Below are 25,362 nucleotides of genomic sequence, written 5' to 3'. Positions count from 1 at the left end.
ACCGGCCGCCGCGCCATACTCTGGGAAGAGGCCGCTACCGAGGAGACAAAAAATGCTGCGTGTCCGCCCCGTCCACTACACCTCCCGCATGCACGAGTACAAGGAACTGCTGACCGCGCTCGGGCTCGCCTTCACCGCCGACTACGAGACCTGGATGGAGTTCGACGCCGGCCACGGTCGGCTCGCCGTCCACGCCATGCCCGCAGGGCCCGACGACGGCGTCACCTCTCTCGGCTTCGAGGCGCGGGACCTGGAGGAATTCCGCCGCCGGACCGAGGAAGCGGGGACGCGGGCCGAGCCGTTCTCGGCGGACCACGGCGGCAGCGTGAAGGTCACCTCGCCGGAGGGCACCGTGTTCCTGGTGGACCGGGCGAACGAGGCGGCCGAACCCCATGATGCGGATCGGTCACTGACGGTAGCCGCGGTGTGGACCACAACCGAGCTGCCCACCGCGGCCAAGGTGCTCGCGGACATCGGTGCCCGCCGGCGCTCCGCGGCACGGGCTGGTGGCCAGTCCGAGTTGAGCCAGGTGGACTGGGACCTGACCGACGTGGGCCGGGTTGACTTCGCCACCAAGAACGGCGGGATTATCACGGTGCAGCAGGGCACTGCCGCCGGGATTGCCCTCGGCTTCGAGTACGACGGCGGGCTCGAGGTTCTGCGCGACAGGTTGGCCTCGGCCGGAATCCAGGCACGGCTGGCCGAGGACGACGCCGGCGCCCGCGTCCTCCTCGTGCCGGACCCGGACGCCTCTGAGAGTGCGAGCGGTGCAGGCGGCGCAGGCGGCGGGAATATCAGCATCCGCGAGGCAACCGCACCCCGGGCGTGAACTTACGCTCTACGGAAAACCCGCACCCTCCCGGCTGGCCCCGCGTGACGGGCGCATCAGCCGTGCGGTACAACAAGTACATGAATGTTCGCACTCCCGACCCGTATCCAGGCTGGCTCTCCGAAGAGGATCTCTACGAGGCTCGGCAGCGTTTGCCCATGGTCTATGTGGAGGCCGTGCCGGTACGGCTGGATTCCCTCGGCTATGTGACCGAAGTCGGGCTCCTGCTGCAGGCTTCGGACGAGGGGCAGATGGTGCGCACCTTCGTCTCGGGGCGGGTGATGTACCGGGAGACCATCCGTGCGGCGCTCATCCGGCATCTGGAAAAGGACCTTGGACCGCTGGCGTTCCCGCAGCTGCCGGCCTCCCCCGTGCCCTTTACCGTGGCCGAGTACTTCCCCTCCCCATCGGAAACCGGGATGACGGATGACCGCCAGCACTGCGTCGCGCTGGCCTACCTGATCCCCGTCACCGGTGAGTGCGAGCCCCGGCAGGACGCGCTGGAACTGACCTGGATGACGCCGGACGACGCCCTGAGCTCGGAGGTCCAGTCGGAGTTCGTCGGCGGGCGCGGCAACCTGCTGCGCCATGCGCTGGCCCACGCCGGCTGGTGCCGCTGACCTCCTGATAACGACGGCGGAGGTCCGGCTTTCGTCTCCGGCGCACCGACCGTTGCTCCCGGCGGAATGCCGGACGGCGCGCCCTCCGGCCGCCGTCGTAATCCCTGCCTTCCGCGGCGTGCAGCACCCCAACGGGTGTCCCTGATCCGCTGCCTTCGTTAGCCGCACGGTATGAAGGATGCCGGCTGCTGCCACGTGCTACCGGCGTGGCGCAACTTCGGCTTGAGAGGTAACAAATTCATATACTGAGGTTTGACCCTGAGCTTTGGAGGACCACCCAATGACCGAGCAACAGCCACAGACATACGTCCATAATGTCAAAGCTGAGGCGGTTGAACCGGGCCATATGTTTCTGCGTCGGCGCGGAAAACAATCGGCCGCGGTGGTGTCCTCCGCCGTCGAAAAGGATGATTTCGGCTCGCCGGCCTTGGTGATTGCGAAGCTGGCGGACGGAACGCAGGTGCGCATCGCCCACGGTTCGAGCATCCGGGTTGCCTCCACGCGGCCCTTCCAGAAGGCTCCGACCGTCCTAACCAACAGCGACCTTGAGCTGATCCCGGCCGAGGAGGGCACTCCGGAGGCGGTCATCGTGGGCACCGCGCGGGCCCATCCGAAGGACATCAGGGTCCAGCGCCTCGCCGCCCGCCTGAGCAAGGGACTGAACACTAAGGCCGGCAGCAACCTGCAGGATGTCCGCGATCTGGCCCACCGGCTGTTCGTCGACCTGGCGGATGAGGACAACGCCCTCCGTGTCTGCCGCCTGGTAACGGATCTGCCCTTCGACGGCAACTTCGGCCGCTGGAAGTGGATCCAGTCCACGCTGGCGATCGCCGCCTACATCACCCACGAGGCCGGGGACATCGAGGAGTCGCAGCGGCTCGGCGACGCCATGCGCGCCCCGGACGAGGCCGAAGAGGAAGATCCGCTGCGCGCCAAGATGAACGCCGTGGTACGCCAGCGCCAGCTCAACGAGCCCAACCTCTACGACTCGGAAATCCACCGGGCCATGGCCTCCGGCGACCAATCGGCGGAGCACGAATGGCGCGTCGAACGCCTTTCCACCTTGATGTACCTGCGCACCCACGGCGGCTCCGAGACCCTGGAGCCGGCCGAACTGGACCGCCGCATCGCGAATGAACTGGTGGCCATCCGCGCACTGAACGGCAAGCTGACCGCCCCCTGACCACCGTCCTGCCCAGACCTCTGGCGGGTCCAAGGGGCCGGGGGTAAAGTCGGCCTCATGACGGATAGCGCTGTGAAAACAGAATCAGAATCTGGTCCCCGCAAGCTCAGCGTCCACATCAACGCAGACGCCCAGCAGGTATGGATCATGCTGCGCGAACCGAAACGGCTTGCGCAATGGCACGGCTGGGAGCTGGACGGCCTCGATGAGGAGATCAAAGAGATCTACTTTGCCGGCGCCGTCGAAAGCCCTGATCACAAGAAGCTCACGCTGGGCAATGGCGATACGTTCATCATCGAGCCGGTAGAGGACGGCGTCCAGCTGACGCTCGAACGCGGACTCCTGGACCCGGCATCGGAAATGGCGCATTGGGACAAGGACCTCACCGAGGGGTGGACCACGTTCCTCCAGCAGCTGCGTTTCATGCTCGAGCGGCACCCGAACACCCCGCGCCAGACCACGTACTTTTCCGCTGATTCCGTGCCCGAAGGCGGCTTGCTGCAGAGCCTGGGATTGAAGGACCTGCCGGAGCCCGACGAGCCGTACGAGGCGACCCTGAGCACGGGCGAATCGATCAGCGGGAAGGTCTGGTTCCGCACTGAAGCGCAGCTAGGGCTGACGGTCCAGTCCTATGCCGAGCACGGGGACGGTCTGCTGATTCTCGCCACCATGCCCCAACTTATGGACGAAAGGCCCGACGGCGGCACTCAGGTTCTGATTACCACCTACGGCTTGGGCGCCAAGTCGCTGGCCGCCATCCGGGACGCCTGGGACGGCTGGCGGACGCAGCACTTTCCCTCCTCGGAGCCGTTGTCCACGCGCAGCCGCTCCCGCGACGAACTGCCCGTCCGCTAGAGCCAACGCTTCGCCGGATTGTCCTAAAGACTTAGCTTCTTTTCCGCTCCATCTTTTGAACGTGTTCATTTTCGTGCTTTACTGGAAATTGAACACGTTCAATTCATCGGGCTCCGGTCGGAAGGTGCGCTATGGCAGCCGAAGAGAAACCAGCTCGCACGCCCAAAAGTGCGCAGACCCGGGCGGCTCTCGTCGAGACGGCTCTCCAGATGTTCCGCAGCCAAGGCTATGACAAGACCACCATGCGTTCCATTGCCGATAAGGCAGGACTCTCCGTTGGCAACGCCTACTACTACTTCCCATCCAAGGACGCGCTGGTTCTCGAACTCTATAACCGGCTGCAGGATGAGCACCGGGAGCGGGCCGTTGCCCTCCTGGAGGATGGAAAAGGCCTGAACGCACAGCTACGGGCGATCCTTCACACCGGCATCGACGTGATGACGCCGTACCACGAATTCGGCGCAAACTTCATCAATGTAGCCATTGCGCCGAAATCGCCCACCAGCCCTTTCGGACCAGGCGCAGGAGTTGCGCGCGGCAAGGCTGTCGCACTCTTCCGCGAGGCGCTGCAACGCTCACGCCAGCAACCGCCGCCGGCCATTCGCGAAGAGCTGCCCGAGCTGCTCTGGCTGCTGTACATGGGCATCACTTTGTTCTGGGTCTACGACCAGTCTCCGGGGCAGAAACGAACGCGCAGCTTGATCGACAAGACCGCGCCGCTTGTCGCCAAGCTCGTAGCGCTGTCACGGCTTCCGGGGGTTCGGAAGATCACCGAGGACATCGCGGATCTTGTGCGGGAGGTAAAACATGACTGACCATGCCGAGAAGCCGGCAAACGTTCCCGCGACCGTGGTTTTGGCCGGAGCATCAGGCTTTATTGGACGCTGGTTCCAGGATCAATTTGCCGAAGCCGGCATCGCCGTGCGCACCATCGGACGCCAGCCCGAAGACAGTGCGCACTGGGACAATCCCGAGACGATGGCCAATGCCTTGAACGGCGCCGATTTGCTGGTCAATCTCGCCGGGCGTTCCGTCAGCTGCCGCTACAGCCAGCGCAACCGGGACGAAATCCTGGACTCGCGCACGCGGACCACCGCGCAACTTGGCAGCGCTTTGGCATCGGTTCAGCGGCAGGGCGGAACGCCGCCGTCGTTATGGGTTAATGCGAGCACCGGGACGATTTACCGGCACGCCGAGGACCGCCCGCAGACCGAAGCCGAGGGTGAATTGGGCATCGGATTTTCCGTTGACGTTGCCAAGGCATGGGAGCAGGCCCTGCACGACGCCGCAACACCGGGAGTCCGGCAGGTTGCCCTGCGCATCGCCATTGTGTTGGGTCCCGGAGGCGGTGTGATGGATCCGTTCAAGAACTTGGCCCGCTGCGGTTTGGGCGGCCATATGGGCACCGGGAACCAGAAGTTCAGCTGGATCCATGTCCAGGATCTTTACCGGGCGGTGCTGCATCTTTATGCGCATCCAGAACTGTCCGGGCCGGTCAACGCTGCCGCGCCTGAGGTGGTCAGCAACCGCGAACTGATGCAGGCCGTACGTCACGCCTACCGGATGCCCGCGGGCCTTCCGACGCCGCGCTGGCTGCTGGAGCTGGGAGCAGTGATGATCCGGACGGAGACGGAGCTGGTGCTCAAGAGCCGCTGGGTAGGCGCGGAAAAGCTGGCTCAGTCAGGCTTTGCCTTCCGCTATCCCAACTTGGACGCCGCGCTGGCGAGCATCGTCGGCCTGTCGCCTGGTCCTGCTGTGCCGCGCGCCTGAACCCGTCAGGCCTCGGGATCCTGGTGCTTCCGCAGCCGGCGGCGGGTCTTTTCCCGCAGCGTTCGCTGATGCATCAGGTAGACCAGGCTGAGGCCTACCAGCGCGCCGATGGCCGTCTGGATGGCACGGTCCACCATCAGGGCGGTAGGGTCCGTAGGCGCCGCCAGCTCGGTCATCAGCAGTGCCAGCGGCGTGATGAAGATGAGCGCCAGGGCGTAGTGGCGCAGCACAAACATCTCCGCAGCGAACTGCAGCACGATCACTATCAGCACCATTACCCACGGCGCCGGATGCGGTGCCAGCAGCAGTCCGGCGGCAGCCACCCCGGCAAACGTACCCAGGATGCGGTGGACGCCCTTGTTCACGCGCTGCGCCAGGCTCGGACCGGCGATCGGTGCCACGGCGGCCACCATCGCCCAATAGTTGTGGCCCAGGCCCGCCATCGTTGCCAGCGCCCCCGCGGCAAGGGCGGCAAGGGCGTTGGCGCCGGCTTCGACGCCGAATTCGCGCCAATGTCCGGGAGTCAGGATGCGGTGTTCGGGCGCGGCCATGGAGGTCCGCCAAGCCGGCCGCAAGCGGCTGCTGATGCCGATCAGCATGGCCAGCACCACGCTGGCCAGACCGGTCAGCATCGCCTGCCAGAGCGGCGTCGTCAGCGGGATGGAGCCGACGGCGGCGTAGCCGAAGGTAAAGAAGATGACCCCGGCGGGACGCAGCTGGAAATAGTTCACCGCCAGCGACCACAGCCCGGCCACGATGGTGGTGCCGAAAACGATTCCCCAGGGGCCGGCGCCGGCCGCCGAGGTCAGGGCGCCCGCAAACATGACCAGCAGGATCAGCACGCCGAACTGGCCCTGATGCCGGAGCCGCACGCCGTGGGCCTCGCCGCGGCCGTATATGCCGGTAAAGGCACCGAAAGCGGCGAAGATCATCAGGTCGAAGCGGCCCGCCGCCAGCAGGATGAGCAGCGGCAGTCCCACGCTGACGGCACAGCGCGTGGCCACAACGTGATCCCGGCGGGCCGGGCCCACGCGGAAAAACTCGCGCACATGGTGTTTCACGTTACGGCTCACCGCCTTTCATCAAGCGTTTACAGCCTGCCACGGCCGGACATGCGGCCAATTTATCGTGCAAACAGGAGACTGCCTCAATTTTGTGAGCAGTCAGACAAGGCCCCGGCAGAACCGCCAGCCCCGCGGCGTAAGGCAAAATGGATAGGTGCCGCAATCTGATTTCTCCTTCACCGTAGGCAAACGCCTGTCCGAAACCGCCCCACCCACCGCCGCCCAGATCGAGGCCAACGCCGGTGATTTCAAGGGGCGCACCGGCACCATCGCCACCCCGCATGGCGACATCCAGACGCCGGCGTTCATCGCCGTCGGCACCAAGGCCACGGTGAAGGCTGTGCTCCCCGAATCCATGAAGGACCTCGGCGCGCAGGCACTGCTGGCCAATGCTTACCACCTTTACCTGCAGCCCGGCCCGGAGATTCTTGACGAGGCCGGCGGCCTGGGGAAGTTCATGAACTGGGCCGGCCCCACCTTCACCGACTCGGGCGGTTTCCAGGTGATGAGCCTGGGCTCCGGCTTCAAGAAGGTCATCAATATGGACGCGGCCGCCGAGGCCGGGGCCGGTTCCGGCGCCGATGACCGCGTGGCGGCGGGCAAGGAACGCCTCGCCCACGTGGATGACGACGGCGTCTGGTTCAAGTCCCACCTCAACGGCGACCGGCACCGGTTCACGCCGGAAATCTCTATGCAGGTCCAGCACCAGCTCGGCGCGGACATCATGTTCGCCTTCGACGAGCTGACCACGCTGATGAACTCCCGCGCCTACCAAGAGCTCAGCCTGGAGCGCACCCGGCTCTGGGCCGAGCGCTGCATCGTGGAGCACGAGCGGCTGACCAAGGAGCGCTCGCACCGGCCGTACCAGGCCCTGTTCGGCGTCATCCAGGGCGCCCAGTACGAGGACCTGCGCCGCAAGGCCAGCAGCGACCTCGGCGCCATGAACTTCGACGGCTTCGGCATCGGCGGCGCGTTGGAAAAGGAGAACCTGGGCACCATCGTGCGCTGGTGCAACGAGGAACTCCCCGAGGACAAGCCGCGCCACCTGCTGGGCATTTCCGAACCCGACGACATCTTCACCGCTATCGAAAACGGCGCGGACACCTTCGACTGCGTCTCCCCCACCCGGGTGGCCCGCAACTCCGCCTTCTACACGCCGGACGGCCGGAAAAACCTCTCCAACGCCAAGTTCAAGCGGGACTTCACCCCGCTGGTGGAGGGCTGCGACTGCTACGCCTGCACCAACTACACCCGCGCCTACATCCACCACCTGTTCAAGGCCAACGAGATGGTCAGCCACACCCTGATCTCCATCCACAACGAGCGCTTCACCGTGAAACTGGTCGACGACGCCCGCCTGGCCATCGAGGACGGCTCCTTCTTCGACTTCAAAAGCGAGGTCTTGGGACGCTACTACGCCTGACCCCCGGCCGGCGGAACCTGCGGTACAGCAACCACAAACCAAGTACGACGGCGGCAATCACCACGATCACGAGTGCCGGCAACAGTACGGCAGCCAAGGCGAGCGACAGGCTCGCCGTGTCCTCCACGGTGCTGACCACCGGCGCCGCCGTACCGACGGTCGCGGCGTTCAGCACCGGCCGGGTCATCATCTTCACCAGGTGGACGGCAAAGGCGATAACGATGCCGATGACCACCGGGATCCAGGCGTCGCCGCCGAAGAACGCATCCGGGTCTGAAACGGTCACGGTTTCCGAGGACACGCCGCTCCCGAAGACGATGCCGCCGGCAGCGGGCCGGATGATGGTCTGGATCCAGTCGTTGATGCTGTCCACCATCGGGATTTTGTCCGCGGCGATCTCCAGCACCAGCAGCAGGCCCACAATCAGCAGCACCCACCCGTTGCCCAGCCACGCCCACTCGGCGGGCAGCTGGACCAGGTCCGTGTACCGGTCCAGCAGGCCAAGGATCAGCATCGGAATGAACGCATTCAGTCCCGCTGCCGCAGACAATCCCGTGCCGGTCAGGATTTCGAACATGGCATAAAAGTAATCCCAATTCACGGGTCCGACGTGGCCAAACGCTTCTATACTGGCGCCATGGGACCGTCGCTGGTTTTTGGCGCCGTGGCTTCCAGTGCACTGGTGCTGGGCGCGCTCATCGGAGTGAAGTTCGAGCTGCCCAAGCGGTTCCTGGCCATGTTGCTCTCCTTCGCGGCGGGCGCGTTGATCACCGCGTTGAGTTTCGAGCTCTTCCAGGACGCCTACCAGCACGGCGGCATCTGGCGGGCGGCCATCGGGCTCTTCGTGGGCGCGGCGGTCTTCACCGCCTTGAGTGCCTTGCTTGACCGCTGGGCCCAGCCCAAGTCGCGGCCTACCCCGGCCGACCAATATCAGGGCAGCGCCAAGCTGGACACCAACGCGGCTGCCGAGGACCGCGCCCCCACCAAGGAATCCACCCGGGGTGCAGCAGGCATGGCCCTGCTGGCCGCCGTAACCCTCGACGGCGTGCCGGAGAACGTCGCCCTGGGCGTCGCGCTGACGGAAGGAACCGGCGGGCTGGCCCTGCTGGCCGCGATCTTCGTGTCCAACCTGCCGGAGTCCCTTGTGGGCGCTTCCTCCATGCGCAGCCAAGGCAAGACCACGGGCAAGATCCTCGGCCTGTGGCTGGCGTGCGCGGTGCTGCTCGTCATCGCGGTCGTTATTGGGGCCGGCCCCCTGTCGGGCAGCGACCCGGAAACGATCTCCCTGCCGCTGGCTTTCGCCGCTGGCGCAGTGATCGCCTCGCTTGCGGACACCCTCATGCCCGAGGCGTTCGAGCACGGCGGTCCGGCGGTAGCGCTGAGCACCGCCGCCGGCTTTGTCCTGTCGTTTGTGCTGTCGCTCGCCTAAGGATGACCGCTCAGTTCTCCACCGCCACTTCCCCGCCGCACTTTCCCGTGGCCGGGCCATTGACGCGCGCCCTGCAAGCGGGTAATCCGGTGTACATGACTCCAACAGGATTAACGCAGGACGCCGGCTGGGAAATGGGAGTCCGCAAGACGGTTCCGGCACCGTTGCCCCGGGTCTGGGATTTCCTCATCGGCGAGGGTCTGCCGCTGTGGCTGGGCGAAACGGCCCTCGGCACCCGCCGCCGCGACCAATACGAAACCGCGGACGGCACCCGGGGCGAAATTCGCAGTTTCCACCCGCACGAGCGGATCAGACTGACCTGGGAACCGCAGGACTGGGATCACGATTCCATCCTGCAGATCACACTGATGCAGGTACAGGCAGGCACCACCATCGGCTTCCACCAGGAGCATCTGGCCAGTGCCGCTGAGCGGGAGAAGATGCTGGATCACTGGCACGACGTTGCCGATCGGATCGCCGCCGCCCTTGGCAAGAGAACCGCGCGTTAGGGCGCTGCCGTCAGGGCGCGGCCCGGGGTGAGGTCGCTGCCTGCTTTAGGACGCAACCCCGTACGAAGGTTCCCGCTTCTTCACCCAGCCGATGGCCGCCGTCGTAAGCGGAACGAAGAGGAACTCAACCAGGGTTTTGTAGACAAAGCCGACGACGACGTAGTTCACGAACGTCGGGAAGTCGGTGATGCCGATGACCGAGGCCGCGATCGAGCAGAAGATCAGGGTGTCCGCGAATTCGCCGACGCCGGTGGAGCCCATCAGCCGCGCCCACAGCTTGCGTTCCCCGAAGCGCTCCTTCATCTTGACCAGCACCCAGGAATTCAGCGTCTGGCCGACCAGGAAGCCCAGCAGGCTCGCGAGCACAATCAAGGGCACCGGGCCGAGGGCCAGCTCCAGCGCCTCCTGCTTGGCGAGGCCGAAATCGTCGTTGAAGCCGGGCAGCGCGATGATGACCCAGTAGCAGAGCGAGGCGAAAACGGACAGGGCGAACGTGGTGAGGATGGCCTTGCGCGCCACCTTGAAGCCGTACACCTCGCTGACCACGTCGCCCAGGATGTAGGCCAGCGGGAAGAGGAAGAAACCGCCGTCGGTAATGATCGGGCCGATGGCCACGCCCTTGGACGCGCCGATGTTGGACAGGATCAGCACCACGGCCATGGCCGCAAGCATGATGCCGAAATACGGGCTGCCGATCGAGGCGAACTTGGCCGGCGCGTGGCCGGGGCGGGATTTCTGCAGGTCAGTCATTGTGGTTTTGTACCTTTTTAGAAGTAGTGGTTCGCGCAACGCCGCGATGCTGCCGGTAGTGCCGGCGTCGAAAGGGTTGGCTGTATTAGCACTGGGCCCGTCTGCACCCGGACCGGCATCAATTCTCCCACGTCACCGGAGGAATGGTTGCGTTACCGGCGCTTCGATCTATTCTGGGGTTAGACCCTCAGTCCGGCGCCGGCAGGGGACAGTGCCGCGGCGACTGTCACTGACCTCGGAAGGGGCACGCAATGACGCAGGACGGGACCAACGCGGATCCTCTCGAGCCAGGCCTCCCGGAGGACGAGCAGTTCGCGGACGAACTGCTGGACCACAGGCCCGGCCACCGCATCACGTTCGGCCCGTTGGCGTTCTTTACCGGTTTCTTCGTCACGATCGCCGCCTTCTCGCTCACCCTGATGCTGATCTCGATCGTCGGCGGCACGTTCAGCTGGCGGCAGGTCTGGCCGACCTTCGGAATGGCGTTCGTGGTGCTGCTCTACGCCGCCGGCATCGGCCTGATCATCGGCGCACCCATCGCCTTCCTGCTGGGCCTGGCGCTGCGGCCGGTGCGCCGCCAGTGGGTCCACGTGCTGGTGTTCTTCGTGGTCATTACCCTGGTGGCCTGGTTGATTTTCAGCGTGATGTACGGCGGGGCGGCGTGGGAGACGCTGCTGCTGGCCGCGCTGATCGGGCTGTGCGCCGCCATCGGCCGGGCCTCGGTGTGGAAGCTGGTGACCGTCTACGACTGAGGGTGCAGGGTCCGGTGGCGCCCAGATCCGGCCAGCGGAACGACGGCGGTGCAGGCCCGTGGATCGCGCCCGGTTGGCCATCGGCGGGGGTCACGGTGGAAAATGGACGCATGCCTTCTTCCACTGACATTTCCGCGGACGCTGCCCTGACTGCCCGTCCCGCCATCACGCTGACGATTGCGGGCTCCGAAGCCACCGGTGGCGCCGGTGCTCAGGCGGACCTGAAGACCTTCCAGGAACTCGGCACCTACGGCATCACCGCCCTGACGTGCATTGTCTCCTTCAATCCGAAGGACAACTGGAACCACCGCTTCGTCCCGGTCGACGCGAACGTCATCGCCGACCAGCTCGAAGCCATCCAGACCTGCTACGAGGGCTCGCTGAAGACCGTCAAGATCGGCATGCTCGGCTCCCCCGTCACTATCGACACGGTAGCCAGCGCCCTGGGCAACCAGGAGTGGGACAACATCGTGCTGGACCCCGTACTGATCTGCAAGGGCCAGGAACCCGGCCACGCACTGGACACGGACCAGGCACTCAAGGCGCAGGTCCTGCCGCTGGCTACCTTCGTCACCCCGAACCATTTCGAGGCCGAATCCCTCTCCGGCATCACGATCAACAATGTCGAGGATCTGGAAAAGGCCGCCCGCATCATCCACGAAGCCTCCGGCGCTGCGGTGCTGGCCAAGGGCGGCGTACGCCTTGAGGGCCCGGATGCCGTGGACGTCTTCTTCGACGGCGAGACCCTCGAGGTACTCAGCGCACCGAAGATCGGCGAGGTGGCCGTCAGCGGCGCCGGTTGCTCCTTGGCTGCGGCCGTAACCGCCGAACTGGCCAAGGGTGCCACTCCGCTGGAGGCCGCCCGGACCGCGAAGGCCTTCGTGACGGAGGGCATCAAGGCGCGCGTCTCCTCCCACGCCCCGTTCGACGCACTCTGGCAGGGCTTCGCCAACTAAGGCCGGGTCCGGCGTCCGTTCCGCTCGCTTTCAGGCGTTTCCGCGCCTTTTCCGCCCTGTTCAGACCCAAGTTCAGACTTATCGGTCCAACTTTAGGCTTCAAGCGTCCCGCTGACTTGGGACGATGTTTCGGGTGCGTTTTAAACATGGGTCGCTAGCGGGGACCAGGTCGAACAACGACGGCGGGGGCCGTGTTGGGCAGAGGCCCACAGATTCCGCTGGTCAGAGGTCCCGGGGATTCCGCGTGTCGCGCCGGATCGGGTGGTCCTCCGGGACCTCCACCAGCACGATGCGCACGCCGTCCGGATCGGCGATCCACATCTCCAGCAGACCCCACGGTTCCTCCACCGGCGCACGCAATATGTCCACCCCGGCGGCCTGAAGCTTCTTCCACTCGGCCTCGATGTCGCGGACCTGGATCCACAACTCCAGCCGCCCGGCGCCCTCATCGCCGCGCTGCCCGGATACCTCGAGCAGACCGTTGCCGAGGAAGAATACGATGCCGGGGCTTTCGGGATCGCCGAATTCACGGTAGACGGCCAGCCCCAGGGCGTCGCGGTAAAAGGCCTGGCTCTTCGCCGGGTCGGAAGGCCGCAGGAGTATGCGACTGCTCAATGGCTCCATTCCGCGATCTTGTCCCAGCCATCCCCGGGCGTCAACCGCTGGCGGGTCGGCGGCGGTACGTCGGCGCGGGACCGCTTCGAGCGGGAAGTGGAACAGGCAGCCCTCCCGAACTGCCCTCAGCGGGAGTACTCTAGGGCCAGCGTCGATGCTGCTTCGATGAAGGAGAAGGCTGTGCCCGGGAACTATGTCGCCACCTCGACAATCTTGATCGACGCTCCGACGAGCCAGGTCTGGTCCGTCATCACGGACCCCGAATCGATCCAGGAGTTCATGTTCGGCACCACCGTCGTCACTGACTGGACCGTTGGCAGCCCGATCAACTGGCGGGGCGAGTGGAAAGGCAAGGCCTACGAGGACAAGGGCGTAATCCTTGCGGTCGAACCCGGTAAGCGGCTGGTGCACACACACTTCAGCCCGCTCTCCGGTCAGGCCGACGTGCCGGAGAATTACCACACGCTGACCTGGACGCTTGAGAACAAGGCAGACAAGACCAAGCTGACCCTCTCGCAAGACAACAACGCCAGCGCCGAAGAGGCGGAGCACTCGAAGGGCATGTGGGACAGCTTGGTCCAGGGCGTGAAGACGGTCGCTGAGCGAAGCTAGCCCTTAAGCTACCCCTTGACTGCCCCTCGCAACGACTGCCACCATGAACGGCACATGGCGCATCTTGCGCAGCATGCGCAATTGAAGAGTTCGGACTGGCGCCAAACTCTCGAAGGAGCAGCACCGCATGTCGCAGATCATTCCCGGTTCCGGCCGGGCCCAGCAGGCCGCCGCGAACCTGCCTGGCCCCGTCCCGCATCCCGACATCACGCTCTACACGCGGCTGCGGAAATCACCCTACTTCTGGAAGTCGCGGGAGCACGGCGTAGCAGCCTACAGCGTCTACAACCACACCTACCACCCGCGCCACTATGGCGATCCGGTCAGCGAATACTGGTCCCTGCTGAACGATGTCACCCTTTGGGACGTCGGCGTGGAGCGGCAGCTGCAGATCAGCGGCCCGCAGGCGTTCGACTTCGCCAACATGCTCACCCCGCGCGACCTGACCAAGTGCCAGGTGGGCCAGTGCAAATACGTCTTCATCACCGCTCCTGACGGCGGAATCATCAACGATCCCATCCTGCTCCGCGTGGCGGAGGACAAGTTCTGGCTCTCGCTCGCAGACAGCGACGTGTACCTCTGGGCCATGGGGCTGGCGCACGCAGGCGGCTGGGACGTCACCGTCGAAGAAGTCGACGTCGCGCCGGTCCAGATCCAGGGCCCCAAGGCCAAGGGGCTGATGAGCGACCTCTTCGGGCCCCAGATCCTCGACATGCCCTACTACCACCTGCAGCACCACACTCTCAACGGCATGGACGTCGTGGTCAGCCGCACCGGCTACACCGGCGAGATCGGCTACGAAATCTACCTCTACAACGCCACCCTGAACGCCGGGAAGCTGTGGGATACGATCTGGGCGGCCGGGCAACCTCATGACCTCCGCGTGATCGGCCCCTGCCATATCCGCCGGATCGAGGCCGGCATGCTGGCGTACGGCTGCGACATCACCCTGAACACCAATCCGCTGGAGGTCGGCTACGGCTACGACTGGATGGTTGACCTGGACCAGGAGGCCGACTTCATTGGCAGGGAGGCGCTCCGCAAGGCCCGCACCGACGGGATCGGCCGGCTCATGGTCGGCGTGGAGATCGGCGGCGACCCACTGGGCAGCTACAACGACGGATCCATGATCGAACCGTTCCGTGTCACGACGCACGGCGGCGTCCCGGCCGGCGAAGTCACCAGCGCCTGCCACTCCCCTCGGCTGGAACGCAACATCGGACTGGCCATGGTCTCGATCGCCCACAGCCGCCTCGGCACGGAACTTACTATCCATACGCCCGACGGCGAACGCCCGGGAACCGTCGTCCAGAAACCTTTCGTGGATCCCACCAAGGCAACACCCAAAGACTGAACAACCACCGCCCGGCCCGCCGCGGCGACCCCGCGCCGGGTCGGACACCTCTTTATTACGACGCCGGGGCGCGTCTTACGTGACCGGCGCCGCCTTTGTACGCCTGCGGATAATGTGGACGGACAGACCCGAAGGCGGAAGGAGAGCTGTGGCGGCTCCGGTCATGACTCGGCAGCGCACGGATGCGGCGTGGATCGTCGTCGTGCTTGCGGGCATTACCGCAGCCATGCACATTTGGAAGCTGCCGTCGGCGATCCCCGTCATCCAGTCCGAGCTGGACATGTCCCTGGTGGAGGCCGGGGTGCTGCTGGGACTCGTGCAGGTGGCAGGCATGGCGGGCGGACTGGCCGTTTCCCTGTTCGCCGAGATGATCGGCGCGCGCCGCTGCCTGCTGATCGGACTCGGCCTGCTGTTCGCCGGCTCCGTGGTGGGCGGTTTCGCGGAGACCGCCGGACTGCTGATGGTTTGCCGGGCCGTGGAAGGTGCCGGATTCCTGCTGGCTACCGTGGTCGCACCCGGCCTGATCCGCACCAACACTCCCCTGCGTCGGGTCAACACAGCCGTGGGATTTTGGAGCGCTTACCAAGGATGCGCCACGTTCGTTGGCCTGATCGCGAGCGCGCTCGTGCTGCAGGTGACAGACTGGCATACCTGGTGGTGGATCATGGCCGCCCTGACCCTGGTGCCGGTGCCGCTGGTGCTCGCCTTCGTTCCGAAGGATCCGGCGGGCGACGGCAGCGGACCAAAGGCAGCGGTACGGCGGATCGGCGTGACCGTGCGCTCGCCGAAACCGTGGGTGGCCGGCGTCGTCTTCGGTTGTTACACCATCCAGTGGATGGCCGTGGTTGGCTTCCTTCCGACCATTTACCAGCAGAACGGCGTCACCGGGATCTGGCCGGGCGTGCTCAGCGCGGTGGTCGGCGGCCTCAATGCCGTCGGCGCCATCGCCACGGCTCCCCTGCTGCAGCGCGGCGTCACCGCCCGCCGGCTCATCATCCCCACCTTCATCCTCATGGGTACGACGTCGTTGCTCACCTTTGCGGTGGACTGGACCACGGTGCCGGGAGGCATTGCAATCCAGTTCGCTTGCGTGGCGGCCTTCTCCCTGGTGGGGGCCGCGATTCCCTCCACGCTCACGCGGATGGCCGTCGACCTGGCCCCGCCCGGTGGCTCCACCCCGGCGGCCATGGGCCTGATGCAGCAGATCTTCAACGTCGGCAATTTCACCGGGCCGGCCATCGTCGCCTGGCTGGCCACCGCCACCGGGGGCTGGGACTCCACCTGGTGGATGACCTGTACCTTCGCCGCGCTCGGGATCGGGCTGAGCCTCTACTTGAGCGAGAAGCGCCTCGGCCTGAGCTTCGCGCACCGCTAACTGCACCAGGGCCCGCATCGGCCGCTAGTTGCGGCGGTATCAAGCGTGGATACCGGCGCTCCATTGCTCCCCGACGGCAAGCAGCATTGACTGGAACGCCACCTCCGCCGGCGCCCGCACTCTGTCGTGGCGTTGGGCCAGCATGACCCGCCGCGAAGGCACGGAATCACCCAGCTGCAGCACCTTGACGCCAGGATGCTGATTGACGACAGCAGTCTGAGGCGCCAGAGCGATGCCGAGCCCGACGCTCACCATCGCCTGCGCTTCCTGGTAGTCGTTGGCTTGGAAGGCAATATGGGGTGCGAAGCCGGCGGAATTACAGCTCCGTTCGAGCACTTCGGCCACCGGATGCTCGTTGGCCCGGACAATCCACTGCTCCTGGGCAAGATCGGCCATCTCCACTTTGCCCATCCCTGCCAGCCTGTGTTCGGCGCCGACTACCAGCACCGTGGGTTCGACGAAGACCTGCGTGAGCTCGAACATCTTCGGATCAAGCCGGTGCCAGTCATACTCCCAGAGGAGGCAGAGACCCACATCGCCTTTGGCAAGCAGCTCAACCAGCCCGTCGAGCCTGCTGCTGCGTACGTCCAGCCGGATGGCGGGATACTCGCGGCGGAACCTGCTGATAACGATCGGCAGGAACGATCCTCCAAGCGTCGGGAACGTACCCAGGCTCAAGCTGCCGCGCTTGAGTCCGGCGATCTGCGCAAGGTCAGCAACGGCTGCGTCCATTTCCCTCAGGATAGAGCGGGCATGGCTGGCAAGGACGTGCCCGGCATCGGTAGGCACCATGCCCCGGGAGCGGCGCTGGAGCAACGGCTGACCCACCTCTTCCTCTAGTTTGCGCAGCTGCTGCGACACCGCCGACGGGGTATAGAACAACTCGTCTGCCGCGGCGGTAACCGAACCTGTCTCGACAACCTTCAGTAATATCTGCAGTCTCTTGATATCCAGCATGCCTGACTCCTTTAGCGCTGCTTCAACATACTTTAGAAAACGAGTTTTGGCTACATAGTGTCTCGACTCCCGACCAGTCCGCGGCCGACGTCATGGTGTCTTTCTGGCTGGCGGCGCCCTTCCTGACCCCGACTCATGGTGAATGAAGGAACACTACACATAAGTCCAGTTTTGGTAACTGGTAATTAACTCTCGCTGCCCTCACTATCGAATCAACAAACTTCGTGGGCCCCATCACATCGGGGCGCCCAATCTCCGATTCCTAAAGTAGGTGAGAACAATTACCAGATCAGTCGACGCCGTCTGGATGCGCGGCGGAACCAGCAAGTGCTGGGTGTTCGAACGAGAGCAGCTGGATATCCCCGGCTACACGGTGGACGAGGTCCTGCTTCGGCTTTTCGGCAGCCCGGACTCACGACAGGTCGACGGCGTTGGGGGCGGGACCTCGACAACCAGCAAGGCTGTCATCCTGTCCCCTTCCCAGGAACCGGATACGGATGTTGACTACACCTTCGCCCAGGTCGGCATTGACGAGGGCAAGGTCGATTGGGGCAGCAACTGCGGCAACTGTTCCGCCGTCGTCGCCCTCTACGCGATGGACCGCGGCTGGGTCCAGCCGCAAGGGGACGAGACGCTGGTCCGTGCCCTCAACACGAACACGCAACAGCAGATTGTGCAGCGGGTTGCGACGCCGGGCGGCAAGTGGCAACCGGAGCTCGACACGATGATTCCCGGTGTACCCTTCCCGGGCACCGAAGTGGGCTTGGGCTTCGTCGAGCCGGCAGGCAAGACCACCGGCAGCCTTCTGCCGACAGGCAACGCCGCCGACCTGCTGATGGTGGGCGGCCGCGCCGTCGAGGCTTCAATGGTTGATGCCGGCGCGCCGCTGGTGATCATTTCAGCAACCACAGCAGGCCTCGGCGAGACTGATTTCAGGGAGTGGGGCCTGGAAGTACTTCCCGAGCTGGAGAATCTGGACGCCATCCGCCGCGCCGGCGCCGTCGCCATGGGCCTGTCCGACACACCGGAGAGCGCCGAACGTGCCATCCCCAAGCTGGCCATCGCCGCTCCGTCGGACAGCCCGGGCGAGGCCGACGTCCAGATCATGATGCTCTCCATGGGCAACCCCCACCCCGCTTTGGCCGTCACCGGGAGCATCGGCCTGACGCTGGCGGCGGGTACGCCCGGCACAGTTGTCGAACGTGCTCTCAAGTCACCTGCGGGCACTTCCTTGAACATCCGCACGCCGGCAGGAATCATTTCCACGTGGCGCAGCACCATGGACGGCAGCGAAATCGTCGGCTCGGTCCGCACCGCCAGGATCCTTGCCCGCGCTTCCCTTCCGCTGCCCCCGCTGCTTGCTGCTGAAGGGCACGCACTGGAACCTGCAAGGCACAGCCAGTCAAAGGAGACACCGATGGTCCAGCTGCCCCCTGCGTCGCAGGATAACGACGACGACAACGGGCGCGACGATCTGCCGCCCGCCGACAACGAATTGGCCGAACTGGCCGATCCGCCGCAGCATTCGCGCCGCACAGTGCTGACCGCCGTCGGGCTCTTCGCCGCGCTCGGCCTGGGCACCACCGTATTCGGCGGCGGCCTGCTGCGGCCGCCGGTTACGACAGCCGACGGAGACTACGCCGGGGAGACCATCAAGATGGTCATCCCGCTGGCGGAGGGCGGCGGCACCGATACGTGGGCCCGGTTCATCGGCACGGAGATGGTCCATTTTGTTCCGGGCGTACCCGGATTCGCGCCAACCAACGAGTCCGGCGGCGAAGGCATCACCGGAAGCAATCACTTCGCCACTTCCGCCAAGGACGATGGCACCGAGCTGCTGGTCAGCACCGCAACCACCGTGGTCCCCTGGGTTCTCGGCCGGCACGCGGTCAAGTACTCCTTCAGCGACCTGACGCCGGTGCTGGTCAACGGGACAGGCGGAGTCATCTACGCCCGGACCGCCGCCGGCATCAAGTCCGTCAAGGATCTCATCGGCCGCGACAAGCCGCTGGTCTTCGGCGGCATCAGCGCGACCGGCCTCGACCTGACCACCCTCGTCGCCTTCGACCTGCTCGAGGCGGAGACCACGGCCACGTTCGGCTTCGAGGGACGCGGGCCAGTCAACCTGGCGCTCCAGCGCGGCGAGATCGATATCGACTACACCACCACTTCCTCCTACGGCTCGGCTGTTGAAGGCATCGCCGAGGAAGGAAAGGCCGTAGTACTGATGTCCTTCGGCCAGCTGGACGCAGACGGCAAGGTCATCCGCGATCCGAACTTCCCCGACGTCCCCACCGTCGTCGAGGTCTACCGCGAACTGCACGGAACCGAACCAAGCGGCGAAAAGCTCGAAGCGTACAAGACACTGCTCGGCCTGACCTACACCTACCAAAAGGGTCTGTGGGCGCCCGCCGGCACCCCGGACGAAGCCGTGAAGCTGCTGCGCGAGTCCGCCCACAAGATGGCCACGGACAAGGCCTTCAACGCCAAAGCGGACAAGATTCTGGGCGGTTACCCGATTACGGCCGATGCACAGTTGCCCGCACGCGTTGCCGAGGCCTACACAGTGACGGATGCAACCAAGAAGTATGTGCTGCGCCTGCTCAAAGACACCTACGACATCGAAGTCGACTAAGGAATAACAATGCTTGATTCAGCTATGGCCGCATTGGCCTCATTGGCGGACCCGGCACTGCTGTTAATGCTGCTCGTCGGCGTTGTGGCAGGCCTGGTCATGGGCCTCATCCCGGGCCTCGGCGGCACCGGAGCGGTGGCGATCCTGCTGCCCATCACCTTCGGTATGGAACCCGCCCCGGCGCTGGCCCTGCTCATCGGAGCCCTCGCCGTCGTCCATACCTCGGACACCGTCTCGGCGGTACTGCTCGGCGCACCGGGATCGGCGTCGGCATCGGTGACGATGCTCGACGGCTACTCAATGGCCCGCAAGGGCCAGGCCAAACGTGCACTCAGCCTGGCCTTCCTCTCCTCCATGGCGGGCGGCCTCATCGGTGCCGTTGGCCTGACGCTGGCGATCCCGCTGGCCCGGCCGCTGGTGCTCTCCTTTGCCAGCCCGGAACTGTTCATGCTGACCGTCCTCGGTGTCGCGCTGGCCGCGGTTCTCTCACGCGGCAACGTGGTGAAGGGCCTGGTCGCCGGCCTCATGGGCCTCCTGCTCGGCATGGTGGGCACCTCGCCCACCACCGCAGAAGAGCGCTTCACTTTCGGCAGCCTGTTCCTCGGCGACGGGCTCTCCCTGGTCGCCGTTGCGCTGGGCATCTTCGGTCTCGCGGAGATCGCGTCCCGGGCCAGCCAGCGCCGCGGCGAAAATGCTCCGGTCAAGGTCACGGGCGGCTGGGGTTCGGGTATCCGCGAGTGGCTCACCCACTGGTCGCAGGTCATCCGCGGCTCGCTGATCGGCATCTGGGCCGGCGTGCTCCCCGGCGTCGGCGCGACCGCCGGCACCTGGCTGGCCTACGGCCAGGCCGTGGCCACTGCGAAAGACAAGCGCAAGTTCGGCAAGGGCGACCCGCGCGGCATCGTCGGACCGGAAAGCGCCAACAACTCGGTGGAGGCCGGGGACCTGATCCCCACGCTGCTGTTCGGCATCCCCGGCGGCGTCCCCTCCGCGATGCTCCTGGGCATGCTGCTGACCTACGGGATCCAGCCGGGACCGTCCATCATCACGGACCACCTTGACCTGATGTACCTGATCATCTGGTCCTTCGCCATTGCCTCCGTGCTCGGCGCGTTGTTCTGCTTCCTGACCGTGCGCCCGCTGGCTTCACTGACCAAGGTTCCGTTCGCCGTCTTGGCGTCCGGCCTCGTTGCGGTCATGCTGCTGGGCTCCTTCCAGGAGGGCGGCCAGCTGGGCGACCTCTGGGTCATGGTGCTGCTGGGCGTGGCCGGCTGGGTCCTGAAGTCCACCGGCTTCCCGCGGGCTCCATTCCTGATCGGCTTTGTCCTGGCCATTCCGCTGGAACGCTACTACTTCCTGACCGACAGCCTATACAACGGGTTCGAGTGGATGCTGCGTCCGGGCACCATGGTGTTCCTGGCGATCCTGGTGCTGCCGATCCTGTGGAACATCTTCAAGTGGATCCGTGCCCGCCGCCGGCTGGACCGCGACGACGACCCGACGCAGGAGAATGCCGTCGACGCCGAAAGCCCGCTGAAGAACTCCACCTGGTCGCTGGCCACCGCACTGGTAGTCATCGTGATCTTCGCTGGCTCGCTGGTCGTCTCCTCCGGGTTCTCCCCGGAAGCACGGCTGGTGCCGCAGCTGGTCGGCTGGGGCGGTCTCATCATGGGCCTTGCCCTGCTCGGCCAGGAAATCCTTATCCGGCGACGGGCCGGGCAGCTCCGAGCCGCCATGCCCGAGCGGGTTGCGGTGGAAGCGGCGTCGTCGTCCATCGTCACTGGGTCCACCAGCTCCGCGCACGCCAGCGGCTCGGCTGGTTCCGCCGGGGTCACCGGCTCAACCTCCACCGAATCGATTTCCTCGGCAGGCACGGGGACAGGCTCCCGCCGGGCCGCCAGCTCCGTGTCCACTGCCCTACCTTCGGCGGAGCCGGCAACGAGCGACGCCCCTGCGAGCGGCCAGGCGTCCCCAGGGTATGGGCCGGGCTGGACCAAAGAGGCAGGATTCGCCTTCAAGACGTTCGGCTGGATGGCAGGGTTCCTGATTTTGATCGGCATCCTTGGCTACCTCATTGCCGTCATGATCTTCGTTCCGGCCTTCCTGCTCATCGTCGCCCGGGCCAAAACCAAGACGACGATCATCTACACGGCCGTTCTCTACGTGGTACTGCTGGCCCTGCCGACACTGCTGCCCATCGACCTGCCGCAGGGCTGGCTCAGCCAGCTTGTCGGCTGAGCCAGCGAACGATACGAAAGCGAAAGGAACCAACGATGACAATCCTCGCCTGCTTTACCGACACCCCTGAAGGCCGGACCGCAGTTCGGCGTGCAGTCGAAGAAGCCGGGCGGCTCGACTCCGATGTGCTGATCGCGAATATCGACACCGATCGACGGGAGCTGTCGCTGGCGGAGTTGGACATCGATCCGGCCGAGTTCAACAGTGGAGGCCGTACGGTTGCCGTGTTGCCGCCGTCGTCGGTCATCCATGACGCAGCGGATCTGGTGCTGCAGACCGAGCAGGAGCGCAAGGTCGCCCTGATCGTCCTGGGCCTGCGCCGACGTTCCCGGGTGGGAAAGCTCATCCTCGGCAGCCACGCGCAGCGGATCCTGCTCGACGCCGGCTGTCCGGTCCTGACCGTCAAGGCGAACTGACCGGGAAATGAAACTCGTCCCCGGGCATTGCATGCAAGCGATGCCCGGGGACGAGTTGTTTAAGGCCTCAGGCACGTACCACCGGCAGGTCGCTCCACTCGGTGGTGTAGCGCGGGGAGGAGAAGTCCCGCTTCATGGACCAGGCGGCCGGAACGGCAAGCCCGCCCTGGCCGAGGCCGATGGCCGCTTCGCCGAATTTGGCGCGGACGCTGCCGAGCAGGTCGCCGATGTGCCGCTGGTCCAGATCGCTGACAAACGGATCCAGCGTCTGCTGCCCGTCGGCCGGCTCGAGTCCGGTAAACAAAACACCCGCCCGCACATAGGAAGTCCCTTCAGTGATGCAGGTCCGCATTGTCGCCACCGCCGTCCTGGTCAGCTGGATGGGATCCTGCGTCGGCACCGGCAGCCGGGCGCTTGCGGAGGGAAACGACTTCTCCCCGCCGCCGAACCTGCTGGTTCCCGCCGTCACCGTCAGCACCGAGGCGCTCAGACCCTCGGCCGCCATTCGGGCTGCACCGCGCTGGGCGTAAACCGCCATCACCTGGTCCATCTCCTCTGCGCTGGTTACCGGCGTCGAGAAGCTGCGTGAGAACATGATCTGCTGTTTGTCGGCCCGCTCCTCGGAGTGCGGGATGCAGGCAGTTCCGTTGAGTTCCAGCACCGTCCGCTGAAGCACCACCGAGAACCGCTTGCGGATCAGTTGCGGGTCCGCCGCCTTCAAATCCGCGACAGTCTCGATTCCCATCGCATTCAGCCGCTTCGCGGTCCGGCCGCCCACGCCCCACAGCCCCGTGACCGGCACGCGCGACTGGATCCGCGCGACCTCCGCGGACGGCATGGAGTCCAGTGAGCAGACGCCTTGCATGTGTGGATTGCGCTTGGCGATGTGGTTCACGAACTTGGCGAGCGTCTTGGTGCCGGCTACTCCTACACACACCGGAACACCGACGTGCCGCATGACGGCCGCCCGGATCCGTGCGGCCGTCCCGAGGAGCTGCCGTTCATCCCCGGGCAGCCCCAGGAAACACTCGTCGATCGAGTAGACCTCCTGCCAGCTGCCGAAGCGGCCCAGGACCTCCATCACGCGCGCGCTCAAATCGCCATAGAGTTCGTAGTTGCTGGAACGGGCCACCAGCCCCCACCGCTCGGCCTCCGGCGCCACCTTGAACCACGGCGTTCCGGTGGCGATGCCCAGCTGCTTCGCCTCCTCGGAGCGCGCCACGACGCAGCCATCGTTATTGGAGAGTACGACGACGGGACGCCGCTCGAGCGCGGGGTCGAAGACCCGCTCGCAGGAGACATAGAAATTGTTGACATCCACCAGCGCGATGCGTCCGCCGCAGAGTGCTGGTTCGCTAGACCCGGAGAGTGCTGGTTCGCTAGACATGGTGCAGGCACCGGGTGACGACGCCCCAGATGCTCAAGTCGGCGAGCTCGGGCACTTCGGTGGGGACTCCGCCGTCGTCCGTCTGCAGTCTGACGTGGTCGCCGGAGAGATGCAGGCGCCGGATGATCAGTTCACCGTTGACCACGGCCACAACTACGGAGCCGTCCCGCGGGGTAAGGGACCGGTCCACGATGAGCTCATCGCCGTCGCTGATGCCCGACGCAGCCATGGAATTGCCGCTCACCCGCATGACAAAGGTGCAGGTACGGTCGCGGATCAGATGCCGGTTCAGGTCGATGCCGCCGTGGAAATAGTCCTGCGCAGGAGAAGGAAACCCGCGCGCATCCCCGGGCCCGCTGTCGTCGTCGTTCATCTCCGGGCCTGGACCGGATGGTGAAGGCGTTTCCATACCGAACACAGCAGCCGCCGCCCTTCGAATCTATCTTCGATGGATAACCTTACCACCGGGTGGATGGGGAATTTCTTGAGCTAATTTTGCGCAAGAACCGGCCCAACGCTTGAGTTGCCGCTGGCACGATTATGATCCACAGGCGATGGAGACAGCACAGATTCGGGCACGAGCCCCGACCACCTCCTCGGCTGAGTCATACAGGGTGGGGGACCCTCAGATGAACGAACCAACGGACAACCGTCCATGTATAGCGATAATCAGCGGCCAGTTGCTGTTCGCAGAACTGCTGTCCGGGGCGCTTGCATCCCACAACCTCCTATCCGGAGGCTTTGCCGGCAGCGCGGCGGAAGGCATCGTGCTGTGCCGTGGCCTGCAGCCGGACGCTGTGGTCCTTGACTATCGGCTGCCTGATAGGGAGGGCCTGGAGACGGCCGAGCAGATCCTGTCCGATTCACCGGCTACGCGGATCATCCTGCTGACCGCCCACCCGTCCCACGACCTGCTTGGCCGTGCGGCGGACCTGGGCATCTGCGGACTGCTGCCGCTGCACGGCACAGTCGATTCGCTGTTCGATGCGATCGAGCACGCTCGGCCCGGTGCCATGGTGATCCATCCGTCCTTCCTGGTGCCAATCGCGGCACCCATCGGCGCGCCCGGCCTGCCGACCTTGAGCAGGCGCGAACGGCAGGTTCTGTCGCTTCTGGCAGAAGGTTGCGACGTCAAGACTTCGGCCAAGCGGCTGAATGTCACGATCAGCACCTGTCGTGGGTACGTGAAATCCGTTCTGTCGAAGCTGGACGCGCACACGCAGCTGGAAGCGGTGGCCGTGGCCAGGCGGATGCAGCTGCTGGAACCGGCCCAGCCGGTTTAGCGGCCTGCTCCCCCATGGTCTTTCACTAGGGGTCGGCAACGAGCAGGCCTGGGCTGGTTCGCAATTGCTAACCGAAACTTCATGGGCGACCGTTGACGCCCACGGCCGGAAGATTCGAAAGTTATGGGCGGATTTCACCCGCGGCGTCCCCATCGCTGCTAACGGGCAGGTCCCTGATGTGCTGAGCTATAGCGCGGCTTCCGGGACATAGTCGGAAACCATCCCCAGAATAGGGGGACCGTTGGGGATTGATTTTTGGGACTGAGATTTTTCGAAGGACGGCAGGGCAAGCTTGGTCCTATCTTGATCCCCAGAAACCGCTGACACTGGTCCCGAAGTGATCAAGACTC

25 protein-coding genes are annotated in these 25,362 nt (G+C 65.3%); 18 read left to right on the top strand and 7 right to left on the bottom strand.

Annotated features, from left to right (window positions below; translation table 11 throughout):
• Positions 1 to 52 precede the first annotated feature (52 nt).
• The 6 genes from AC5RWO_RS16115 to AC5RWO_RS16090 all read left to right on the top strand — a co-directional run bounded on the left by AC5RWO_RS16115 (position 53) and on the right by AC5RWO_RS16090 (position 5,257).
• The gene (locus AC5RWO_RS16115; RefSeq protein WP_498732547.1) at positions 53 to 829 is read left to right on the top strand and encodes a VOC family protein; all 777 of its coding nucleotides are present in this window, start codon (positions 53 to 55) and stop codon (positions 827 to 829) included.
• An 80-nt stretch (positions 830 to 909) separates the two neighbouring features.
• Positions 910 to 1,449, top strand: coding sequence for an NUDIX hydrolase family protein (locus AC5RWO_RS16110; RefSeq protein ID WP_074703084.1), 540 nt, complete (start codon positions 910 to 912; stop codon positions 1,447 to 1,449).
• A 280-nt stretch (positions 1,450 to 1,729) separates the two neighbouring features.
• A complete protein-coding gene (locus AC5RWO_RS16105; protein ID WP_498638953.1) occupies positions 1,730 to 2,632 on the top strand; it encodes a DUF6707 family protein in 903 nt (300 codons plus the stop codon).
• Positions 2,633 to 2,704: 72 nt separating this feature from the next.
• Positions 2,705 to 3,487 (top strand): SRPBCC family protein, encoded by a 783-nt coding sequence (locus tag AC5RWO_RS16100; protein WP_498732546.1) that lies wholly within the window; start codon positions 2,705 to 2,707, stop codon positions 3,485 to 3,487.
• Between the two features lie 131 nt (positions 3,488 to 3,618).
• Positions 3,619 to 4,302 carry a TetR/AcrR family transcriptional regulator gene (locus AC5RWO_RS16095; protein WP_498732545.1) on the top strand — a complete coding sequence of 228 codons (684 nt, stop codon included), beginning with the start codon at positions 3,619 to 3,621 and terminating at the stop codon, positions 4,300 to 4,302.
• Positions 4,295 to 5,257 carry a TIGR01777 family oxidoreductase gene (locus AC5RWO_RS16090; protein ID WP_498732544.1) on the top strand — a complete coding sequence of 321 codons (963 nt, stop codon included), beginning with the start codon at positions 4,295 to 4,297 and terminating at the stop codon, positions 5,255 to 5,257. Before AC5RWO_RS16095 ends, AC5RWO_RS16090 begins: the two co-directional genes overlap by 8 nt.
• 5 nt (positions 5,258 to 5,262) lie before the next feature.
• Here the strand turns inward: AC5RWO_RS16090 and AC5RWO_RS16085 are convergent, their stop codons facing one another.
• Complete coding sequence (locus AC5RWO_RS16085) at positions 5,263 to 6,330, bottom strand: FUSC family protein (protein WP_498732543.1); 1,068 nt, start codon at positions 6,328 to 6,330, stop codon at positions 5,263 to 5,265.
• Between the two features lie 145 nt (positions 6,331 to 6,475).
• Between AC5RWO_RS16085 and tgt the strand changes: the two genes are divergently transcribed.
• The gene (tgt, locus tag AC5RWO_RS16080) at positions 6,476 to 7,744 is read left to right on the top strand and encodes a tRNA guanosine(34) transglycosylase Tgt (RefSeq protein ID WP_498732542.1); all 1,269 of its coding nucleotides are present in this window, start codon (positions 6,476 to 6,478) and stop codon (positions 7,742 to 7,744) included.
• On the opposite strand, the gene AC5RWO_RS16075 is transcribed toward tgt, so the two are convergent.
• The gene (locus tag AC5RWO_RS16075) at positions 7,710 to 8,345 is read right to left on the bottom strand and encodes a DUF4126 domain-containing protein (RefSeq protein ID WP_498732541.1); all 636 of its coding nucleotides are present in this window, start codon (positions 8,343 to 8,345) and stop codon (positions 7,710 to 7,712) included. The genes tgt and AC5RWO_RS16075 overlap by 35 nt on opposite strands.
• A gap of 36 nt (positions 8,346 to 8,381) precedes the next feature.
• Here AC5RWO_RS16075 and AC5RWO_RS16070 point away from each other — a divergent pair, with 36 nt between their 5' ends.
• Positions 8,382 to 9,173 (top strand): ZIP family metal transporter, encoded by a 792-nt coding sequence (locus AC5RWO_RS16070; protein ID WP_498732596.1) that lies wholly within the window; start codon positions 8,382 to 8,384, stop codon positions 9,171 to 9,173.
• Positions 9,174 to 9,268: 95 nt separating this feature from the next.
• Positions 9,269 to 9,682 (top strand): SRPBCC domain-containing protein, encoded by a 414-nt coding sequence (locus tag AC5RWO_RS16065; RefSeq protein WP_498732540.1) that lies wholly within the window; start codon positions 9,269 to 9,271, stop codon positions 9,680 to 9,682.
• A 45-nt stretch (positions 9,683 to 9,727) separates the two neighbouring features.
• Here the strand turns inward: AC5RWO_RS16065 and AC5RWO_RS16060 are convergent, their stop codons facing one another.
• Entirely contained in the window at positions 9,728 to 10,432 is a 705-nt protein-coding gene (locus tag AC5RWO_RS16060) for a queuosine precursor transporter (RefSeq protein ID WP_498732539.1), read from the bottom strand.
• Between the two features lie 251 nt (positions 10,433 to 10,683).
• Between AC5RWO_RS16060 and AC5RWO_RS16055 the strand changes: the two genes are divergently transcribed.
• Together AC5RWO_RS16055 and thiD are read left to right on the top strand one after the other, a co-directional pair.
• Entirely contained in the window at positions 10,684 to 11,184 is a 501-nt protein-coding gene (locus AC5RWO_RS16055) for a hypothetical protein (RefSeq protein WP_498732538.1), read from the top strand.
• A gap of 110 nt (positions 11,185 to 11,294) precedes the next feature.
• The gene (gene thiD / locus AC5RWO_RS16050; RefSeq protein WP_498732537.1) at positions 11,295 to 12,140 is read left to right on the top strand and encodes a bifunctional hydroxymethylpyrimidine kinase/phosphomethylpyrimidine kinase; all 846 of its coding nucleotides are present in this window, start codon (positions 11,295 to 11,297) and stop codon (positions 12,138 to 12,140) included.
• A 222-nt stretch (positions 12,141 to 12,362) separates the two neighbouring features.
• Here the strand turns inward: thiD and AC5RWO_RS16045 are convergent, their stop codons facing one another.
• The gene (locus AC5RWO_RS16045; protein ID WP_498732536.1) at positions 12,363 to 12,764 is read right to left on the bottom strand and encodes a VOC family protein; all 402 of its coding nucleotides are present in this window, start codon (positions 12,762 to 12,764) and stop codon (positions 12,363 to 12,365) included.
• Between the two features lie 171 nt (positions 12,765 to 12,935).
• On the opposite strand from AC5RWO_RS16045, the gene AC5RWO_RS16040 reads away from it, so the two are divergent.
• The 3 genes from AC5RWO_RS16040 (at position 12,936) to AC5RWO_RS16030 (ending at position 16,096) form a co-directional block, all read left to right on the top strand.
• On the top strand, positions 12,936 to 13,367 hold the full coding sequence (locus AC5RWO_RS16040) for an SRPBCC domain-containing protein (protein WP_498732535.1): 432 nt from the start codon (positions 12,936 to 12,938) through the stop codon (positions 13,365 to 13,367).
• Positions 13,368 to 13,494: 127 nt separating this feature from the next.
• A complete protein-coding gene (locus AC5RWO_RS16035) occupies positions 13,495 to 14,721 on the top strand; it encodes a glycine cleavage T C-terminal barrel domain-containing protein (protein ID WP_498732534.1) in 1,227 nt (408 codons plus the stop codon).
• Positions 14,722 to 14,869: 148 nt separating this feature from the next.
• The gene (locus tag AC5RWO_RS16030) at positions 14,870 to 16,096 is read left to right on the top strand and encodes an MFS transporter (RefSeq protein ID WP_498732533.1); all 1,227 of its coding nucleotides are present in this window, start codon (positions 14,870 to 14,872) and stop codon (positions 16,094 to 16,096) included.
• A gap of 39 nt (positions 16,097 to 16,135) precedes the next feature.
• On the opposite strand, the gene AC5RWO_RS16025 is transcribed toward AC5RWO_RS16030, so the two are convergent.
• Positions 16,136 to 17,053 (bottom strand): LysR family transcriptional regulator, encoded by a 918-nt coding sequence (locus tag AC5RWO_RS16025; protein WP_498732532.1) that lies wholly within the window; start codon positions 17,051 to 17,053, stop codon positions 16,136 to 16,138.
• Between the two features lie 271 nt (positions 17,054 to 17,324).
• Between AC5RWO_RS16025 and AC5RWO_RS16020 the strand changes: the two genes are divergently transcribed.
• From AC5RWO_RS16020 to AC5RWO_RS16010, 3 genes are read left to right on the top strand one after another with little or no spacing between them, the layout of a single operon-like run.
• Positions 17,325 to 19,688, top strand: coding sequence for a PrpF domain-containing protein (locus tag AC5RWO_RS16020; RefSeq protein ID WP_498732530.1), 2,364 nt, complete (start codon positions 17,325 to 17,327; stop codon positions 19,686 to 19,688).
• A gap of 9 nt (positions 19,689 to 19,697) precedes the next feature.
• Positions 19,698 to 21,926, top strand: coding sequence for a tripartite tricarboxylate transporter permease (locus AC5RWO_RS16015; protein ID WP_498732528.1), 2,229 nt, complete (start codon positions 19,698 to 19,700; stop codon positions 21,924 to 21,926).
• A gap of 35 nt (positions 21,927 to 21,961) precedes the next feature.
• Positions 21,962 to 22,342 (top strand): universal stress protein, encoded by a 381-nt coding sequence (locus tag AC5RWO_RS16010; RefSeq protein ID WP_498732526.1) that lies wholly within the window; start codon positions 21,962 to 21,964, stop codon positions 22,340 to 22,342.
• Positions 22,343 to 22,409: 67 nt separating this feature from the next.
• Here AC5RWO_RS16010 and AC5RWO_RS16005 read toward each other — a convergent pair whose 3' ends face one another.
• Positions 22,410 to 23,729, bottom strand: coding sequence for a Y-family DNA polymerase (locus AC5RWO_RS16005; protein ID WP_498732525.1), 1,320 nt, complete (start codon positions 23,727 to 23,729; stop codon positions 22,410 to 22,412).
• Positions 23,722 to 24,102, bottom strand: a complete 381-nt coding sequence (locus AC5RWO_RS16000; protein WP_498732523.1) for a LexA family protein — start codon at positions 24,100 to 24,102, stop codon at positions 23,722 to 23,724. Before AC5RWO_RS16000 ends, AC5RWO_RS16005 begins: the two co-directional genes overlap by 8 nt.
• A 256-nt stretch (positions 24,103 to 24,358) precedes the next feature.
• On the opposite strand from AC5RWO_RS16000, the gene AC5RWO_RS15995 reads away from it, so the two are divergent.
• A complete protein-coding gene (locus AC5RWO_RS15995) occupies positions 24,359 to 25,012 on the top strand; it encodes a response regulator (RefSeq protein ID WP_498732522.1) in 654 nt (217 codons plus the stop codon).
• Positions 25,013 to 25,362 lie beyond the last annotated feature (350 nt).

It is taken from the genome of Arthrobacter sp. B055-34, from assembly GCF_059090425.1.
This window is presented reverse-complemented; position numbering and strand designations above follow the sequence as displayed.